Origin of the sequence: Massilia aurea, assembly GCF_014200505.1 — a bacterium.
GTDB classification, from domain to species: Bacteria; Pseudomonadota; Gammaproteobacteria; order Burkholderiales; family Burkholderiaceae_D; genus Telluria; species Telluria aurea_B.
Window position 1 is genome coordinate 994,949 of the sequence record NZ_JACHBX010000001.1, and the last position, 17,039, is coordinate 1,011,987.

Annotated in this window: 15 protein-coding genes and 2 pseudogenes; 10 read left to right on the forward strand and 7 right to left on the reverse strand. The window is 64.7% G+C overall.

What is annotated here, in order from left to right; all coding sequences use genetic code 11:
- Window positions 1–70: 70 nt before the first annotated feature.
- The 7 genes and pseudogenes from HD842_RS04425 to HD842_RS23950 form a co-directional block, all read left to right on the forward strand.
- The gene (locus HD842_RS04425) at window positions 71–481 is read left to right on the forward strand and encodes a hypothetical protein (protein ID WP_183551441.1); all 411 of its coding nucleotides are present in this window, start codon (window positions 71–73) and stop codon (window positions 479–481) included.
- A gap of 148 nt (window positions 482–629) precedes the next feature.
- Window positions 630–3,335, forward strand: coding sequence for a bifunctional acetate--CoA ligase family protein/GNAT family N-acetyltransferase (locus HD842_RS04430; protein WP_183551444.1), 2,706 nt, complete (start codon window positions 630–632; stop codon window positions 3,333–3,335).
- 134 nt (window positions 3,336–3,469) lie between these two features.
- Complete coding sequence (locus HD842_RS04435) at window positions 3,470–3,775, forward strand: hypothetical protein (protein WP_183551446.1); 306 nt, start codon at window positions 3,470–3,472, stop codon at window positions 3,773–3,775.
- Between the two features lie 110 nt (window positions 3,776–3,885).
- Window positions 3,886–4,071: pseudogene (locus HD842_RS24525) on the forward strand (IS6 family transposase); the annotation flags it as partial.
- 331 nt (window positions 4,072–4,402) lie between these two features.
- The gene (locus HD842_RS04445) at window positions 4,403–5,449 is read left to right on the forward strand and encodes a type VI immunity family protein (protein ID WP_183551449.1); all 1,047 of its coding nucleotides are present in this window, start codon (window positions 4,403–4,405) and stop codon (window positions 5,447–5,449) included.
- Between the two features lie 173 nt (window positions 5,450–5,622).
- Window positions 5,623–6,084, forward strand: coding sequence for a hypothetical protein (locus HD842_RS04450; protein WP_183551452.1), 462 nt, complete (start codon window positions 5,623–5,625; stop codon window positions 6,082–6,084).
- 584 nt (window positions 6,085–6,668) lie between these two features.
- Window positions 6,669–6,815, forward strand: a pseudogene (locus tag HD842_RS23950) (IS5/IS1182 family transposase); the annotation flags it as partial.
- Here HD842_RS23950 and HD842_RS04455 read toward each other — a convergent pair.
- The 6 genes from HD842_RS04455 to HD842_RS04480 form a co-directional block, all read right to left on the reverse strand.
- Window positions 6,812–8,056, reverse strand: a complete 1,245-nt coding sequence (locus HD842_RS04455; protein ID WP_183551455.1) for a DEAD/DEAH box helicase — start codon at window positions 8,054–8,056, stop codon at window positions 6,812–6,814. The pseudogene HD842_RS23950 and the gene HD842_RS04455 sit on opposite strands and share 4 nt — an antisense overlap.
- 114 nt (window positions 8,057–8,170) lie before the next feature.
- Window positions 8,171–8,308, reverse strand: a complete 138-nt coding sequence (locus HD842_RS04460; protein ID WP_183551458.1) for a hypothetical protein — start codon at window positions 8,306–8,308, stop codon at window positions 8,171–8,173.
- 79 nt (window positions 8,309–8,387) lie between these two features.
- Window positions 8,388–10,115 carry an ArnT family glycosyltransferase gene (locus tag HD842_RS04465; protein ID WP_183551461.1) on the reverse strand — a complete coding sequence of 576 codons (1,728 nt, stop codon included), beginning with the start codon at window positions 10,113–10,115 and terminating at the stop codon, window positions 8,388–8,390.
- Entirely contained in the window at window positions 10,087–10,791 is a 705-nt protein-coding gene (locus HD842_RS24260; RefSeq protein ID WP_183551464.1) for a TVP38/TMEM64 family protein, read from the reverse strand. The genes HD842_RS04465 and HD842_RS24260 overlap by 29 nt, the downstream gene beginning before the upstream one ends.
- Window positions 10,788–11,552, reverse strand: a complete 765-nt coding sequence (locus HD842_RS04475) for a glycosyltransferase family 2 protein (protein WP_221290123.1) — start codon at window positions 11,550–11,552, stop codon at window positions 10,788–10,790. The genes HD842_RS24260 and HD842_RS04475 overlap by 4 nt, the downstream gene beginning before the upstream one ends.
- Window positions 11,553–11,746: 194 nt before the next feature.
- Window positions 11,747–12,436, reverse strand: coding sequence for a hypothetical protein (locus HD842_RS04480; RefSeq protein ID WP_183551467.1), 690 nt, complete (start codon window positions 12,434–12,436; stop codon window positions 11,747–11,749).
- Between the two features lie 230 nt (window positions 12,437–12,666).
- On the opposite strand from HD842_RS04480, the gene HD842_RS04485 reads away from it, so the two are divergent.
- The 3 genes from HD842_RS04485 to HD842_RS04495 all read left to right on the forward strand — a co-directional run bounded on the left by HD842_RS04485 (window position 12,667) and on the right by HD842_RS04495 (window position 16,093).
- On the forward strand, window positions 12,667–13,929 hold the full coding sequence (locus HD842_RS04485) for a sensor histidine kinase (RefSeq protein WP_183551470.1): 1,263 nt from the start codon (window positions 12,667–12,669) through the stop codon (window positions 13,927–13,929).
- The gene (locus HD842_RS04490; protein ID WP_183551475.1) at window positions 13,926–14,696 is read left to right on the forward strand and encodes a LytR/AlgR family response regulator transcription factor; all 771 of its coding nucleotides are present in this window, start codon (window positions 13,926–13,928) and stop codon (window positions 14,694–14,696) included. The genes HD842_RS04485 and HD842_RS04490 overlap by 4 nt, the downstream gene beginning before the upstream one ends.
- Window positions 14,697–14,791: 95 nt before the next feature.
- Window positions 14,792–16,093, forward strand: coding sequence for an NAD(P)/FAD-dependent oxidoreductase (locus HD842_RS04495; protein WP_183551478.1), 1,302 nt, complete (start codon window positions 14,792–14,794; stop codon window positions 16,091–16,093).
- Window positions 16,094–16,169: 76 nt separating this feature from the next.
- Here HD842_RS04495 and HD842_RS04500 read toward each other — a convergent pair whose 3' ends face one another.
- The gene (locus tag HD842_RS04500; RefSeq protein ID WP_183551481.1) at window positions 16,170–16,889 is read right to left on the reverse strand and encodes a sensor histidine kinase; all 720 of its coding nucleotides are present in this window, start codon (window positions 16,887–16,889) and stop codon (window positions 16,170–16,172) included.
- Between the last annotated feature and the right edge of the window lie 150 nt (window positions 16,890–17,039).

The window sequence follows — 17,039 nt, forward strand, 5'->3', positions numbered from 1 at the left end:
TGGCGGTCGGAAACCTTGCCGGGCAAAGGGTGTGGCTGATAGCATGCCGACTTGATTCAATGACAATTCAATGACAAGGGCAGGCATGGTGTTGATCGAGCGGCTGCTCGCTCTGCGGCGCAGGAAGAATCAGGAAGAAGTAGCCGGCAGGGCGGCCGAAGTCATCGCGCACGTGCTGTTCGACGTTGGCGCCGACCGTTTTCTGAACGGGAGCATGCTGCTCGATCGCCAGTTCCGCCTGCGTTTCTACGCAGTGCTGCCGCCAGCGTCGGACGACATGCTGGCGGCTATCGCGCTGTGCGACTTGCCCGAAGCGCAGCACATGCGCAGCTGCATGGCCGACGTCGCTTTCGATGCCGAGGTCGTGGCATGTCATACGCAGGGTCTGGCCGATGGTCTGATGCGCGAATTGCTCGCTTGTTCGGGTGAGCTGCGTGCGCTGCCCGAGCGGCGCATCGGCGGCGTGTTCGCCTTTCGCTAGCCGCAACGCAGGATTTTGTGCGCGCTGCAGCACGCCATAGCGGTATGCTGGTGGTCCTTGACGCCACTGACGCAAAGGTCCCATCCATGTCGCATGCCGCCTGCTTTCTGAACCGCCCGGCCATGCCGCGCACCTTCCCCGTACGCTCATGAGCGTCCGTAACCTGCAGCACCTGTTCGCGCCGCGGTCGGTGGCGTTGATCGGCGCCTCGGCGCGCCCGGGCAGCATGGGCGCCACGCTGCTGGCCAATCTGCAGGGCGGCGGCTTCAAGGGCAAGCTGTTCGCCGTCAATCCCAAATACAAGCAGCTGGGCGACTTGCCGTGCTACGCCAGCGTGGCCGACCTGCCCGAGGCGCCCGACCTGGCCGTCATCTGTACACCGGCCGCCACCGTGCCGCAGCTGGTGCGCCAGCTGGGTGAACGCGGCACGCGCGCCGCCGTGGTGCTCACCAGCGGCCTGGCGCGCGGGCGCGATGCCCGTGGGCGCAGCCTGCGCCAGGCCACGCTCGACGCGGCGCACCCTTATCTGCTGCGTCTTCTCGGCGCGAACAGCGCGGGCTTGCTGGTTCCTGGCCTCGGCCTGAACGCCAGCGTGGCCCACAGCGGCGCACTGCCGGGACGGATTGCGTTCGTCTCGCAGTCCGGGTCACTGATGACGGGCGTACTCGATTGGGCGCGCACGCGCGGGATCGGCTTTTCGCACTTTATTTCGCTGGGCGACTCGGCCGACGTCGACCTGGGCGACGTACTCGATCACCTGGCCAGCGATGGCAATGCCGGCGCGATCCTGCTGTATGTCGACCAGCTGCGCTACGCGCGCAAATTCATGTCGGCGGCGCGCGCCGCCGCGCGCAGCAAGCCGGTAATCGTGCTCAAGTCGCGCAGCGATACCGACGGCGCCCGGCCTGCCGCCAGCGAAAGCGGCGCGCTGGCCACCGAGGACGACGTGTTCGACGCCGCGATCCGGCGCGCCGGCATGCTGCGCGTGCACACCACCGAGCAGCTGTTCGCGGCGGTCGAGACGCTGGCCTATGCGCGCGTGCTGCATGGCGAGCGCCTGGCCATCGTCAGCAACGGCCTGGGACCGGGCGTACTGGCGCGCGACGCCCTGCGCTACGGCGGTGGCGTAGCGGCGACGCTGTCGCCCGAATCGGTCACGCGGCTTGATGCCGTGCTGCCGGCCGGCTGGAACGGTGCGCAGCCCGGCAATCCGGTGCGTGCCAGCCCGGTGAACCTGCTGGGCGGCGCGCCGCCCGAGCGCTACGCCGCGGCGCTCGACGTGCTGCTGGCCGACCCCCAGGTCGACGCCGTGCTGATCGTGCATTCACCGACGGCGACCGTCGACAGCCGCGACGTGGCCAATGCGATTGCGCCACTGGCGCGCGCCGCGTCACGCCCCATCCTGTCGTGCTGGCTGGGCGGCGCCTCGGTCGTCGCTGCGCGCGCCATTGCAGCCGAGGCGCGCATGCCCACGTACCGCACGCCCGAAGACGGCGTCAACGGCTTCCTGCAACTGGTGAACTACCGGCGCAACCAGAACCTGCTGATGGAAGTGCCGCCGTCGATGGCGGGCCATATGGCGCCCGATCGCAGCGCCGCGCGCGCGCTGGTGCGCGAGGCGATTGCCGCCAAGCGTCTCTTGCTGTCGGATCCCGAGACCAAGGCGATCCTGCGCGCGTACGGCCTGGCGCTGGTCGAGACGCGCGCCGCCGTGGACGCCGACGCGGCCGTCGCGGCGGCGCGCGCGATCGGGTTTCCGGTGGCCGTCAAGATCCTCACGCCCGACGTGATGCACAAGTCCGATGTGGGCGGCGTGACGCTCGACCTCGATTCGGAAGACGCCGTGCGCGCCGCCGCGGTGCGCATGCGCGCGCGGCTGGGCGAACTGTTCCCGCAGGCGCGCTTCGACGGCTTTTCGGTGCAGGCCATGTGCCGCCGCACGCACGGCCACGAACTGATCGTCGGCGCTGCGCTCGACCCGGTGTTCGGGCCGGTGCTGGTGTTTGGCCAGGGCGGCGTGGCGGTCGAGGTGCTCGACGATTATTCGGTCGGCCTGCCGCCGCTGAACCTGGTGCTGGCGCGCGACCTGGTCGACCGTACGCGCGTGGCGCGCCTGCTGGCTGGCTACCGCAACCGGCCGGCCGCCAATCTCGACGCCGTGCTGGCGGTGCTGATCCAGGTCTCGCGCCTGATTTCCGATATTCCTGAAATCGTCGAGCTGGACATCAACCCGCTCGTGGTCGACAGCCGCGGCGCCATCGTGCTCGATGCGCGCATGCGGCTCGCGCTGGCCGACCGTTCGGGCAGCACGCTCGACCGGCTGGCGATCCGGCCCTATCCGCGTGAGCTGGAAGAGACGATCGAGTGGCAGGGCGCGCCGCTGCTGCTGCGCCCGATCCGCCCCGAAGACGGGCCGGCGCACCTGGCGTTCTTCGACGCGCTCACGCCCGACGACGTGCGCTACCGGATGTTCGTGCGCATCCGCGAGCTGCAGCCTTCGCAGCTGGCGCGCTTCACGCAGATCGACTACGACCGCGAGATGGCGTTCATCGCCACCCGCAAGAACGCGGACGGGGTGTTCGAGACGCTGGCGGTCGCCCGTGTCGTGGCCGATCCCGACAACACGAGCGCCGAATTCGCCGTCACCGTGCGCTCGGATCTCAAAGGCATGGGGCTGGGACGCATCATGATGGAAAAGCTGATCCGGTATTGCCGCGCGCGTGGCACCGGCGAGATCGTCGGCGAAGCGCTGCCGCAGAATTCGCGCATCGTCGCGATGGTCAAAAAGCTGGGCTTTGACGTGACGATCGACCGCGAGGACGGCACCCGAAATATGCGCCTCGCATTACGCTAACCGTTTCGCGCGCCATGTGACATTCGGAGGATTTTGGGCTGTTTTGCGGTGGTAAGGTGGCGGTGTTTGTCGCCCTGTCACGTCGTGACGATTTGTACCGCCTCTTGTCAACAGGGTCCGACCCTGCACCTGCGATGTCCCGACTCGGTTTGTTGTTGTGCGCCCCGTACGCCGTGTTCATTCTGGTCTGCGTCGGCATTGTCTCGCTCGGCGCTGGCGACGATGCGTCGCAGTTGATCTTCCTGCAATTGCCGATTGCCGCCCAGCTGGTCGTGGTGCAGGCGCTGGGCCTTGGCCGCGCCCTCGAATTCCTGTCGTGGCCCGACGCATACGGCCTGTTCGTCACGCCGGCCTTTGTGCTGCTGTATGCCGCCGGTGCGCTGTGCGAACGGGGCCTGGCGCGCCGGCGCGGCCTGGCGCCCGCGCGCAGCGGCGTCTGATCCGGGCGCGGCGCAACGCCGGCCTGGACCGTCTAATAAAACCTGTTATTGGCTTTCGCGGCAACATGGCCGTACAGTCAGCCATACCGACCGTCCGCTTTCCGCCCAGACTGTGTAAAAAATTAAAAGTAGGCCTAAACGTGATCTTGGTCTGCATCCGCTGCTTTGCCGCTCATCCGCTGAGCTATCGGCACCTTGAGGAGATGATGCAAGAGCGTGGCGTGTCGGTCGACCATTCGACGATTAACCGGTGGGCGATCCGCTTCTTGTCACTGATTGAGAAAATGGCGCGCAAACTAATGAGCGGAACGGTGCCCTTACAGCATATTCCTCCGTTTGGTCAACAATGCGAAAGAACCGTCAGTTCGGTGACGTCTTGAATCTGAGTGGAGTTTCCAGACGACTCATATCGACCAGGCTGGTACGAGGGCTATATTCGCATCGCAGGCGATGAGTCGGAAGTGGTAGATCTCGATTAGACGACTGTGGCTGCAAACAGTTTGCGTCAGAGAAATCGAAGATTTCAGTGGAAGAGCTTGGCAAAGCTGCCAATATCCTGCGTTTGCTTTACGTAGTTATTGCAAGGTGACCGCCCCCGCGTGGCGTGCCAGTTTTTGAGGATTGCACATGACTGACTTGCCGTTTGACCCGCTCGAGTTACTGCGTAGCGGTTCGGGTTCTTTGAACATTCCCGGTGGACTCCTAACCAGGAAAGGCGCCCAACCCTACGTCGGCTGCGTGCCGGCTATTGCTGGGACTCTGTTCTTTGCTGATGCGCATCTCCCTGCAATGCGCGATGCTATCAAAGTATGCTTCGAAGACTACATTGCGATTGCTCAACCAAACCTCACATGGCTCTTCCGAGAAGACCCGCCAGAAGGGCCGAGCAAACAGGTGTTCGCAAAGGCTAGGCCGCTGGCATCCATGCTCACTGACATGGATAAGGACAACGCCCTGAGCTTTTGCTACACGAGCGGCAAGGAGGCGCACGATGCCGGCCCTTGGGAATTTCAGATTTTCGGTTTACCCGCCTGGCGAGCCGAAATGGGTGACTGGGGCCTTTGCGGGATCCGTTTTTCTGTTCCACTACTGTTCGTCGAGGAGACTCCAGGCGTCTTCCGCGATATGTTCGTTGCTTTTGCAAAACGACTACGAGCCGTGCACGGTTACGCCGGTTACAGCCTGATCCGGTCGGCTCTGCGCGACCTTGAAAACCAGGCCTTCGAGGCGTTTTTGACATCGAAGTTTCGCGGATTCGACGCTGGGAACCTAATTCCAGGCGCAACCAATGCACACCTGGGCATTAAGACGGTCAGTTGGCTTACGGCTATTAACCACACTTACCTCGAGACGGTCGGTGGGGAAGGTACATTGCGCTCTGAACTGCCTAGCGATTGGTTCGGCGCATTCGATTACGGTAGTGGCGTTGTCATCCAAGCGGGCCCACGGCCAGAAGCCGCCCCTGTCGACGCAGCGCTACCAGCCTTGCTCGCTCTGCCCAACATGTTCTTGCGCAACGTGCGAGTGCCAAAGGCACGCTTGCATTACGCATCTGCAAACAATGAGCCCAAGCTGATAGGCTGGGCGGCGGAGCAGTGGCTCAAACGCCTCGATGTCGATCCTGATCAACTGCTTGAGTTTAGGGCACGACTCTTGAAAGAGCCAAAACTCTAAGGAACGGACATTTATATCTTGCACCCGTATGGGCCTAAGCCTGGAAACCATTTTGCAACGTCGACCACGGGGTTAAAGGGCCACTCCTTATCTCTGCCCGGGCGAAGGAATCCAGTACTTCATTGAAAACGGTGACAATCCAAAGTGGGGTGATACCGTTGTGAAGTTTTGAAATGATCACATTGAATATTTACTTTTCTTCGAACGACGGTGTTTTGCGCACCGATGATCAAGTGCTAGCCTGTCCCGGCTTTGCACGCCTGGAATTCGACCATGGGTTCGGCCAGCACATGACCGGACAAAACTCCGGTCCGGATTTCGTTGTGTATGGGCCGGTTTCGGTTCAGCTGTGGGGACAGGGCTTCGTGGTCGGTCTCAGATTCTTCAAAGAGGTCGTACATGGGGTCACCCTGACGCTCAAGCAGAGCAGGACGGCAGCCCTGGATTATGACGCCACTGAGACAGACCTCTTGGCCGAGAAGAAGAAGCTGACAACACTGCTTTCAAAACAACTGGAATGCTCGCCGTCATCGACATCAACTGGCGCCGACGTGTTCGAATTTTCTTGGGGCGGCATAGTTTCGAGAACAGATCTGAAGTCGACTTGGTGCGGTATCGAGGTTCGGTATAAATGAACAACCTTGTATTCGTTGAAGATTTCGTGTTAGTGATTATCCTTGAGTGTCCTGGCTATGGCGTTCATTTCGCAGGCAGTCCGGCCTGGGGTGTCTGTCGGCGCGAAGTCCCGGCCTTGTTCTCCACTGCGCCGCAGGCATTGCATGCTGCAGGAAAGCCATGTTCGTATTCGCCATAACGTCCGCGTGGTTGGCATTGCTGCAGGCGTTCCTTGCGAAGCGTTTGCCGCGCGAGCAGTTCGGACGCGCGGCAGCATCGTGCAGACTGTCTGTACATACAGTCGCCGTAATGACGTGGCGGAGGGGACATCATGAAGAGTGAAAATCGCGAACCTGTAATGCTGAGCCTTTAGTTATCCCGACAGCACTGAAGGAAAAGTAGAAGGAAGCGATTTCCTGGCCTGACTGTATGGGTGGCGAACTCGCCTCGTGACGCAATCAAGTCGATTCGGCCGGTATAGGGTCCGGTCAAGAGCTCCCTGCGTTGGTGCTCGTCGCTAGGCTGGTCCAACGCAAAGGCAGCAGCTCGAATCGCGCGCTATGGCGTAGAGTCGCGCGAACCGCTCGGCCCATGACCGCGGGGCGTCGAGCGCGCCTTGGGTTGGCGACACCGCTTTCGCAGACTGCGCGCACGACTTGAGCGACGAGCAGACATCCGCCAGGCGTTTCTCTCACTTGCCCGCTCGCTCATCTGTTCTCGATATGTCGAACGGTTTGTCAGCCGCTCTTAACGCCGAAAGCGCACATCCTCGCTGACCACCGGCGCATTGCCCTTGGGCTTCTTCGGCTTTTTTGGCTTCTTGACGATTTGCCCCTTTGCATCGGTCTGCGGCACGCGGTGCTCGGGTGCATAGCCCGGTTCTTCCACGCGTTCGAGCGTCTGGCGCGTGAGCACTTCGATCGCCGCCAGTTGCTCCACTTCGTCGGCGCACACCAGCGACACCGCTTCGCCGCTCGCGCCCTTGCGGCCCGTGCGCCCGGTGCGGTGCACGTAGTCCTCGGCCACGATCGGCAAATCCACATTGATCACGGCGGGCAGGTCATCGATGTCGATGCCGCGCGCGGCCACGTCGGTGGCGATCAGTACGCGTACCTCGCCGGCCTTGAACCGGTCGAGCGCGCGCAGGCGCGCCGGCTGCGGTTTGTCGCCGTGGATCGAGTCGACCGGGATGCCCTTTGATTCCAGCAGGCCGACCAGTTCGTCGACGCCCTTGCGGGTACGGGCGAAGGCCAGCACCTGCGTCCAGTCGCGCCGTTCGAGCAGGTGCACGAACAGCGCGGCTTTGCGCTTCTTGTCGACCGGGATCACCCACTGGCGGATCGCAGCGACGGTCGTGTTGCGGGGCGTTGCCTCGATGCGTACCGGTTCGCGCAGCATCTGGTTCGACAGCGCGCGGATCGGGTCCGAGAACGTGGCCGAGAACAGCAGCGTCTGGCGTTTCTTCGGCAGCAGTTTCAGGATGTTGTCGAGCTCGCGCGCAAAGCCCAGGTCGAGCATGCGGTCGGCTTCGTCCAGCACCAGCGTTTTGACTTCGTTGAAGTGCACCGCGTTCTGCCGGTGCAGGTCGAGCAGGCGGCCCGGCGTGGCGACGAGGACATCCACGCCCTTGCGCAGCGTCATCATCTGCGGATTGATGCTGACGCCGCCATACGCGACCATCGAGCGCAGCGGCAAGCCTTCGGCATAGGTGCGCACGCTTTCGTGCACCTGCTCGGCCAGTTCGCGGGTCGGCACCAGGATCAGCGCGCGCGCCGCGTTGTTGCCGACCTTGCCGCCCATGACGAGACGCTGCAGGATCGGCAGCGTGAAGCCAGCCGTCTTGCCGGTGCCGGTCTGAGCGGCGGCCATCACGTCGTTGCCAGCCAGGATGGCGGGAATCGCCTGCTCCTGGACGGCGGTGGGCGTGTGGTAGGCGAGGGCGTCCAGGGTGCGGACGATCGGCTCGATCAGGCCGAGGGAAGCAAACGACATGGGCAGGACACCTTGCGACGAAAAATGGACAGGCCGCAGTGTAACCTGCCGGCGCCGGCATGGCGATCATTGGCACGCCGCCAGGGTAAGCGTGCCGCGCTCATTCGTACAGGATCAGGACGACACTGGCGTGTGCGGCGCGGTTTGCGCGGCAGGGGCGATTGGCTGGGCCGGGCCATTGTGTTCGCGGCAGCCGCCCAGCATCAGGCAGGCGATGGTCAGTACAGCGGAGCAATAGGTGCGTAGTTGCATGATGAATCCTCCGGGTAGCAGACAACCATCATACGCCGGACCAGCGCCTGCTGGCACAGTTCCGGTTGCGCGGTGCCCCTTACGGCAGGATGTCCTTCCTGACGGGAACATAGCGATAGAGTGCGTGGCCGACTGGTCCGTCGCAGCGTTCACGCAGCGCCGTGGCGTCGAGAATGACCCAGTCGCGGCGATGGGCCTGGCCAAGCACGCGTTGTCGCGTCAGATCGAAACAGCGCAGCGCCAGATGGTCGGGCACCAGCAGCACGCGCGCAGGATCGGCGCGCATCCAATGCCATGCGCTCGACTCTTGCTGCGCCAGCGGCGCCAGATAGCTGAAATGCACCAGCGGCCGGTCCGCAAACAGCAGGAACTGCTCCTTGAACTCGAGCATGCCGACCTGCGTCCCTGGTGCAATCTGGCGCTCGAGTTCCTGCAAGACGGCGCGCGGCGTGCGATGCGGGTCGAGGGTTGGCCATAGCCAGAAGGCGACGCACAGCCAGGTCAGCAGGCTGGCCAGCGCAAGTTGCTCGAACAAGGCGCGCTTGCGCAGCAGCAGGGGGATGCCGGCCAACGCCAGTCCCAGCAGCAGCACACCGGGCGCCAGTGCCGCGACGGCATCGGCATAGTCGTCCGCCCGGGCTGGCAGCCGGTGAGGCGCCAGCCATGCGACGCCCGCCAGCGCGATCAGCAGCACGCCCATCAGCACGAGCACTGCGCGCAACAGCACTGACGCGGCGCGGCGGCCCGCAGGAGGCGTTTGCTCCCAGACGCGGGCGAGCGCCAGCGCGCACATCGGCAGCGCGGGCAGGATGTAGACCTCGCGCTTGCCTGAGCTGAGCGAAAAGAACAGCAGCACGAGTGCAACCCAGCTCAGCAGGATGCGCAGCGCTGCGTCACGCGGCCACAGGGCGGTGATGCCGCGTAGCCGCAGTACGAACAGCACGACCAGCGGAAACCACATCGTCGGCAAGGCAGTCGTCAGGTAGTAGTGCCACGGCTGGATGTGGTGCCATGCATTGGCGTAGCGCTCGGCCGTCTGCCTGAACAGGATGTTGTCGCGGTATGCGAGCAGTTCGGGGCTGTGCACGCGCTCGACCGTGAGCCACATCGGCGCCAGCCACAGCGCGAGCGTGGCCAGCATCAGTGCGGGCCCCCACCACGCGCGCAGGCGCCAGGCCTGGTGCCCGGATTCATCAAAGCGGTGGCGCCAGATGGCCAGCGGGATCAGCATCAGTGCCGGGAGAAACCCCACGCCCTTGGTCATGACGCCCAGTGCCATTGCCACCCAGCTGGCGGCATACCAGCCCCAGGCGGGCCCGACCAGAAAGTGGCGGACCAGCCCGTAGCAGCCGAGCGTGATCCAGAAGCACAGTACCGCATCGATCTGCGCCCCCTTGGCCTGCAGCAGGAACTGCGGCGTGAACACGAGGATCAGCACGGTCGAGCGCGCGACGTGGTCGCCCCACAAGCGGCGCCCCAGGTCGAACACCAGCCACAGCGTCCCCAGCCCCGCCAGCGCACTGGGCAGCAGAAACGCGATCTTCAGTTGTCCGGTCAGCTGATAGAAGAGGGCGATCAGCCACATGAAGACGGGCGGCTTGTCCGGATAGAATTCGCCGCCCCGCGTGGGAAACAGCCACTGGCCCGATTCCACCATTTCGCGTGCGACCTGGGCAAAGCGCGGCTCATCGGCTGGCCAGGGCGCGCGCAGCCCGATGCCGGCGAACAGCGCAATGAGCGTCAGCCCGACGAGCCACGGCCACCAGCTTGGGGCCTGATCAAGGTTGCCGGTGTGCGGGCGTGGCATGCATTTGCCCCCGGATGTGCTGCAGACGCTGCTTGAAGCCATGATGGTAGAGGTAGAGCGCGAGCGCCGTCGACAGCGCCAGCGTCAGCAGGCCGAACCAAAGCTGCTGTTCGTCGTGCAAGGCCAGGCCCGCGCCGGCAAAGCTGAACAGCAGCATTTGCGGCAGGTAGCCCAGCAGGCTGCCCCAGAACACTGCCGGTATGCTCAGCCGGGCCAGTCCCACGGCAATATTGGTCGCCAGGTTGCTGCCGACCGGCATCAGCCGCAGCGTGCAGATCCACAGCCAGGTGTCGCGGGCCAGCAGTTGGCGGATGATGGTGACCCAGTCGCCATAGCGGGTACTGGCCCAGGCGGTGCCGATGTGGCGCACGCAGCAGATTGCCAGCAGGGCGCCGAACCCGGTCAGCAGAGTGCTCAGCAACGCGCCCGGCACGCCACCGATGACGCAGCCGCAGGCGAAGGCGAGCACCTGGCGCGGGCCGCCAAGCGCGGTGTAGACGATGCCGGTGATCGCGAACACGGGCCAGGCAACGGCCCAGTGCCGCTCGAACAGGTGGTTGAGCAGATCCAGTTCGGTAAACGACCCCCACCACTGGAAATGGAGCGACACGAAGCCGAGCGTCAGCACGCTAGTTAGCAGCAGCGGTTTGACCAGCAGGGCCAGCGCGGGCTTCACTGCCGCACTTCCATGCGGTCGATCAGCGGCACCTTGTTGCGGCGGATGAGCCAGGTGACGCCCCACATGTCGACGATGCCCACCCACAGCCGGTTCCACGCCGTGTATTTCGACACGCCGGCAGTGCGGTGGCGATGGCGCACCGGCACGATGGCGATCACGCCGCCCAGGCGCTTGACCAGCGCCGGCACGAACCGGTGCATGTGGTCGAAATAGGGCAGGCACAGCCAGGTGGCGCGCGGCACGAGCTTCAGGCCGCAGCCGGTATCGGGCACCCCGTCGTCGAGGATGCGGCGGCGCACGGCGTTGGCAATGCGCGACTGGATTTTTTTCCAGCGCGTGTCGCGCCGGTCGGCGCGAAAGCCGGCAATGCAAAAATGCCGGTGCGTTTCACTTAGAGTAAGTCCCTGCGCCACCAGCGCTGGAATGTCAGCCGGGTCGTTCTGGCAGTCACCGTCTATCGTGACGAGAAAACGCCCGGTGGCGTGGCGCGCGGCGGTCCACAAGGCCGTGCTTTGACCGGCACTGTGTGCGTGGCGGATCAGCCGCGCCGGCATGCCCCATCGCTGGCAATGCTGCAGGAAGACGGCGCCGGTGTCGTCGCCGCTGCCATCGTCCACCAGCACGACCTCGTGCGTCAGATGCCCGGCGAGGGCATGGTGGATTTCGTCCACCAGATGGCCGATATTGCCGGCTTCATCCTTTGCGGGAATCAGTACCGACACCAGCCACGCATGCTCGTTGTTCGCTTCGTCAGCCATATCGCGCAAGCTCTCCAAAAAGAGCGCAGCACACACACTGCGCATCATGTTCTGCAAGAATTCTGGATAACGACGTCTGACGCTCGCTCGCTAAAGATGAGCTGTCAATACAGGCTAGTGTACGAGTTCGTGATCACTTTGGAAAGTCATAGTTGATGGCAAGCGCCTGGGGCGGAAAGGTTGTCGCGAGCGCGTCAGAAGCTGTACGACACGCTGGCGCGCAGCACGGGGAAGAACTTGTGGTCGGCCAGTTCGTTCGTCAGGCGCGCTTCTTCGACAGCGACGTCACGGGCCAGCACGGTGCAGACGGCCTGCGACGTGCGGCAGCCGCGGCTGATCAGGTCGACCTGGCCCTTGCCCTGGTAGAAGGCGCCGAGATCGGCGCTGACGTTCCAGCGCTTGTTCGGCGTGAGGGCATTGCCCCAGCCGATGCCGAAGTAGGGCGCGGCCTTGCGGAAGTCGACGTCGCCATCGAGCGTGCCGACGTCTGCCGCGCTGTAGCTCTGACCATTGATGAGGTAGCGGCCGTTGCTGTTTGGCCGCGCTTTGGCCGTCACTTCGTTGCCGTTGTAGACCACGCCGGCGGTGAGGCGGAGCGCGGTGTCGGCGAATGCATACCAGTCGAACAGGGCGTCGAACGTTTGCAGCTTGGCGTCGCCGTCGTAATCGATGCCGCCCGAACGCTTGTCGAAATCGTGCTTGTAGTAGTTGATGCCGAAACGGCCATTGAGCGTGCGTTCCATCGGCACGACCAGATGGACGCCCGCGCCGGTGGTGCCCAGGGTGGCCGTGACGCCCACGCCGATCTCGGCATGGGCGGATGCGGCGGCGACAGTGGCGGCAATGGTTGCGGCAATGGCAATGGCGTTACGTGGGATGGACATTTCGACGACCTCTCTGTCAACAAACGGAAAGGCGCGATTGTAAGGCCACGGCTCATGTGCATACTCAGCAAATTTGTAATGCGGCGGGTTGGCAACACTGGCTTGCGCCCAACGGGAAATGCCGCCAAGGCCGGTTTCGTCGGCCCAGCCGCGGCTTCGTCGCATAATGCTGTCTTGCGAACCATGGCGTGCCTATGCTGGCGCCATTCTTCAACGCTTGAAAGCCCATCATGATGTCGAGTTTTTTCCACCACGGTCGCCTGGTTGTTGCCTGGGGCGCCGTGTACCTGGCGCTGAGTATCTTCATCAGCGAAACCGTGCTGCACGATATCGATCTGAATATCGAGGCGTATGTCACGTTGCTCGGGTTCGCACTGGTCGGCTGGGTGCTTCTGATCGCGTTCTCGCACACGCGCCGCGTGCGGCTGCTGGCCGGCACCGTGAACGCGGCCACGCTGGCAAACCGGCAGCGGCGCCAGATCGAAATCCCGTTCGAGGCTGGTGAAGCGTTCGACATGATCGACGCCGCGATCCGCGAACTGCCCGGCGTGACCGCCGTCGACAGCGCCCGCGACAGCCTGCAGGTGCGCGCCAAGGTCGAGCGCACCGACCTGTATGGCGGCAATGCGTCGGCCGGCGCGGCGCTGGCCCGCCTGTCGACCTGGCGCAACCAGATCCGCGCGACGATCACGCCCAATGGCGACGCGGCCGGCAGCGTAACCTTGATTTGCGAACCGGAAGACCCGGCCTGGATCGACTGGTTCCTGGTCGACCAGGGCAGCAACCTGGAAAACGCCGACGCCATCGTGCGCGCCATCACGCGCCGCATCGCCGAGCGGCGCCGCCTGGAAACACAGGCCGTGCGCGAGAGCGCGACCGAGAAGGAATTGACGGTGGCGCGCCTGAACCTGCTGCACGCCCAGGTGGAACCACATTTTTTATACAACACGCTGGCCAGCGCCCAGGTGCTCACGCGCACCGATCCGGCGCGCGCCGACGCCATGCTCGGTAACCTGATCCAGTACCTGCGCCACTCGCTTCCACGCACCGAGGATGCACCGTCGACGCTGGGCGAAGAGCTCGAACGGGCGCGCGCCTACCTGGAAATCCTCGCCATCCGCATGGGGCCGCGCCTTGCGCTGCAGGTCGACGTGCCGGACGAACTGCGCCGGCTCGTGTTTCCGCCGATGATGCTGCAGACGCTGGTCGAGAACGCCATCAAGCACGGGCTCGAACCCAAGCCGGGTGGCGGCACCGTCTGGATCCTGGCGCGCGCCATCGACAATGCCGCGGCCGTCACGGTGGCCGACGACGGCCGCGGCTTCTCGCTCGAGACGGCCGGCACCGGCATCGGCCTGCGCAATGTGCGCGAGCGCCTGCGCCTTGGCTACGGCAGCATGGCGAGCTTTGCCATCGTCGCCAACTTCCCGAGCGGCGTGGCCGCTACCATCACGGTGCCGCTGGCGCTGCAGGGTGCGGGGGTGCGCACATGACCCGTTGCGTGATTGCCGAAGACGAACTCCTGCTGCAGGAAGAGTTGGTCAAGCTGCTGGGCGAGGTGTGGCCGGACCTCGAGATCGTGGCCGCCTGCGACGATGGCGGCAGCGCGCTCGACGCCATTGCCAGCTACCGGCCCGAGGTCGCGTTCCTCGATATCCGCATGCCGGGGCTGTCGGGCCTCGAGGTAGCCTCGAGCGTGCTGGCGGCGGGACTGCGCACGGAGATCGTGTTCGTGACCGCGTATGACCAGTACGCACTCGACGCCTTTGACCGGGGCGCCGTCGACTACCTGCTCAAGCCGATCGGGCGCGAACGCCTGGCCGCGACCGTGGCCCGGCTGCGCGATCGCCTGGCGCGCGGTGTGGCGGATACGACACAGCTGGCGGCGCTGCTGGCGCGCCTGCAGAGCGTCGCGCCGCCGGCGCCGCGCGCCCAGCCGCTGGTCTGGCTGACGGCCAGCCGCGGCGTCGAAACGCGCCTGATCCTGGTCGACGACGTGGCGTATTTTCAGTCCGACTCGAAGTACACGGTGGTGATGACGGCCGAGGGCGAGTCACTGCTGCGCAAGCCCATCCGCGACCTGCTCGAGGTGCTCGACCCGGCCATGTTCCGGCAGGTGCACCGCTCGACGATCGTGAACCTGCGGGCCGTGGCGGGCGTCACGCGCGACGACAGCGGCAAGGGCGTCATCCGCCTGCGCAACCGGCCCGAGACGCTGACAGTCAGTCAACCGTTCATGGCGCTCTTTCGTCACATGTAAGCGCAGCCCAGCGTTCGCGACGTTGCCGTAGTAAAATCTCAGATGGCCATCAGGCCGGCGTTGTTGCCGGTTGGGGCATCAAGAAGGAGGCAAGCTTGCGTAGCGATATCGTGATCGTGGGTGGCGGCGCTGGCGGTCTGGAGCTGGCATGCAAACTGGGCCGTAAACTCGGCCCGACAAAGGTGACGCTGGTCGACAGCCGCCTGTACCACATCTGGAAACCGTCGCTGCATGAAGTCGCGGCGGGCACCCTGGACATCCACCAGGAAGGTCTGTCGTACGCGATGCTCGCGCACGACAATGGATTCAATTTCGTGCTCGGTCCGATGACCGGGCTGGACGAGGCCGGCCAGGCGATCGAGATCGGGGCCGTGTATTCGGCCACCGAACACGACGAAGTGCTGCCGGCGCGTCGCCTGGCGTACACGTCGCTCGTGATCGCAATCGGCAGCACCTCGAACTACTTCGGCGTGCCGGGCGCGCAGGAACATTCCATTTCGCTGAATGCGACCGAAGACGCCGAACGCTTCCGCCTGCGCATGCTGCGCCTGATGCTGGCGGTCGAGCAGCAGCGCGAAGAGGGCCGTGAGACCGGCCTGGACGTCGTCATCATCGGTGGTGGCGCCACCGGCGTCGAACTGGCCGCCGAACTGCGCGAAGCGTCGGGCGCGTATGCGCGCTACGGTTTTGCACGGATGGACGTCAAGCGCGACGTGCGCATCACGATCCTCGAAGGCGCGCCGCGCATCCTGGCGCCGCTCCCCGAGCGCGTGTCGAATGCGGCGCTGGGCCTGCTGAACAAGCGCGGCATCCGCGTCGTCAGCGATTGCCGCGTCACGGCGATCGACAGCGACAAGGTGCTCGACGCCAATGGCAACGTGTATCCGGCCGACCTGTGCGTTTGGGCGGCGGGTATCCGCGCCCCCGAGATGCTCGGCAAGCTCGGCCTGCAGACCGCACGCGGCGGCGGCCTGGATGTCGATTCGCATCTGCGCGTCAAGGGCGCCAAAGCGATCTGGTCGCTGGGCGACTGCGCGGTCTGCATCGACGGCAACGGCTTGCCGGTGCCACCACGCGCGCAGGCGGCGCACCAGCAGGCCGATTATCTCGTCACGACCTTCCTGCGCATGGACAAGGGCCAGCCGGCCTTGACCGAGCCTTACGAGTACCGCGATTACGGGTCGCTCGTGTCGGTCGGTCAGAACACCAGTGTCGGTAGCCTGATGGGTTCGCTTCGCGGCGCCAGCTGGTTCGTGCAGGGCGGCATTGCGCGCCTGATGTACGCCAGCCTGCACCTGATGCACCACCGCGCAGTGATGGGCATTACCCGCACGGGCCTGCTGGCCGTGGCGCGCTTTCTGATCCGGCGCAGCACACCGCTGGTCAAGCTGCACTGACGGGATTGTCGTCAGGCGACAAACAACAACGGCGGCCAGTGGCCGCCGTTGTTGTTTTTAAAGACCCTACCGCTGTCTAGGCCGGCAATTCGCGCGGCAGCGTCATTTGCAGCATGGCGCCGCCTTGCTCGGTGCGCACCAGGATCAGATTGCCACCGAGCGTGCGGGCGCGTTCGCGCAGCAGGCGCAGGCCATGGCGTTCATCCGCGGCCAACGGATCGGCGCCGGGACCGACGCCATCGTCGCGCACCGTCAGCATGGCCATCTCGCCATCATCATCCAGGATCACGTCCACGCGCGTGGCCTGCGCATGCGCCGCAGCGTTACGCAAACCTTCCTCGGCGCAGCGCAGCAGCAGCACGGCGTGTTCGCGCGACCAGGCGCCATCTTCCTCGGGCAGGCTGGCTTGCGCCTGGATGCCGTGCTCGGCGCCGAATTCAGGCACCAGCTCGGCCAGCGCGGTGCGCAAGCCCAGAAATTCGAGCTTGTCGTTCCACAACGCGAGCTGCATCTGGCGGTTGGTCTCGATGACGCCGCCGAGCAGGACCTTCATCTGCGCGGCGCGATCGCGCAGCGCTTTGTCTTCGGCCGGCAGGCGTTGGGTGAGCAGGGCGAGGTGCATCGTCAGGGCCGTCATCGACGAACCCAGACTATCGTGCAACTGGCGCGCGAGCTGGCGACGCTCCTGGTCCCAGCTGTTGGCCAGCCAGGACACCATGTCGGAGAGTTCAGCAGTGCGCGCCGCGACCAGGCGTTCCAGCTCCGGGTCGGGATGCGGTAGGACCGGTTCAGTCATCAGGGTCTCAATTAAATGTTTCCCAAATCATACAACAATTGTCATTTATCCGTCGCGCATTGGGTGCTGCAAGAGCGGTTCGTTCTGTTCGCACCGAGTGTGAGGTCGCGAACAGTGCCGATCGCGTGGCAGGCGCACTCTGGGGATGTG

What these genes read in the sequence shown, in the direction of transcription:
- HD842_RS04485 (WP_183551470.1), top strand. Translation starts at nt 12,667, where the DNA reads ATGATGTCGAGTTTTTTCCACCACGGTCGCCTGGTTGTTGCCTGGGGC.
- HD842_RS04435 (WP_183551446.1), top strand. Translation starts at nt 3,470, where the DNA reads ATGTCCCGACTCGGTTTGTTGTTGTGCGCCCCGTACGCCGTGTTCATT.
- HD842_RS04490 (WP_183551475.1), top strand. Translation starts at nt 13,926, where the DNA reads ATGACCCGTTGCGTGATTGCCGAAGACGAACTCCTGCTGCAGGAAGAG.
- HD842_RS04450 (WP_183551452.1), top strand. Translation starts at nt 5,623, where the DNA reads ATGATCACATTGAATATTTACTTTTCTTCGAACGACGGTGTTTTGCGC.
- HD842_RS04500 (WP_183551481.1), bottom strand. Translation starts at nt 16,889, where the DNA reads ATGACTGAACCGGTCCTACCGCATCCCGACCCGGAGCTGGAACGCCTG.
- HD842_RS04455 (WP_183551455.1), bottom strand. Translation starts at nt 8,056, where the DNA reads ATGTCGTTTGCTTCCCTCGGCCTGATCGAGCCGATCGTCCGCACCCTG.
- HD842_RS04475 (WP_221290123.1), bottom strand. Translation starts at nt 11,552, where the DNA reads ATGGCTGACGAAGCGAACAACGAGCATGCGTGGCTGGTGTCGGTACTG.
- HD842_RS04480 (WP_183551467.1), bottom strand. Translation starts at nt 12,436, where the DNA reads ATGTCCATCCCACGTAACGCCATTGCCATTGCCGCAACCATTGCCGCC.
- HD842_RS04465 (WP_183551461.1), bottom strand. Translation starts at nt 10,115, where the DNA reads ATGCCACGCCCGCACACCGGCAACCTTGATCAGGCCCCAAGCTGGTGG.
- HD842_RS04460 (WP_183551458.1), bottom strand. Translation starts at nt 8,308, where the DNA reads ATGCAACTACGCACCTATTGCTCCGCTGTACTGACCATCGCCTGCCTG.
- HD842_RS04445 (WP_183551449.1), top strand. Translation starts at nt 4,403, where the DNA reads ATGACTGACTTGCCGTTTGACCCGCTCGAGTTACTGCGTAGCGGTTCG.
- HD842_RS04430 (WP_183551444.1), top strand. Translation starts at nt 630, where the DNA reads ATGAGCGTCCGTAACCTGCAGCACCTGTTCGCGCCGCGGTCGGTGGCG.
- HD842_RS04425 (WP_183551441.1), top strand. Translation starts at nt 71, where the DNA reads ATGACAAGGGCAGGCATGGTGTTGATCGAGCGGCTGCTCGCTCTGCGG.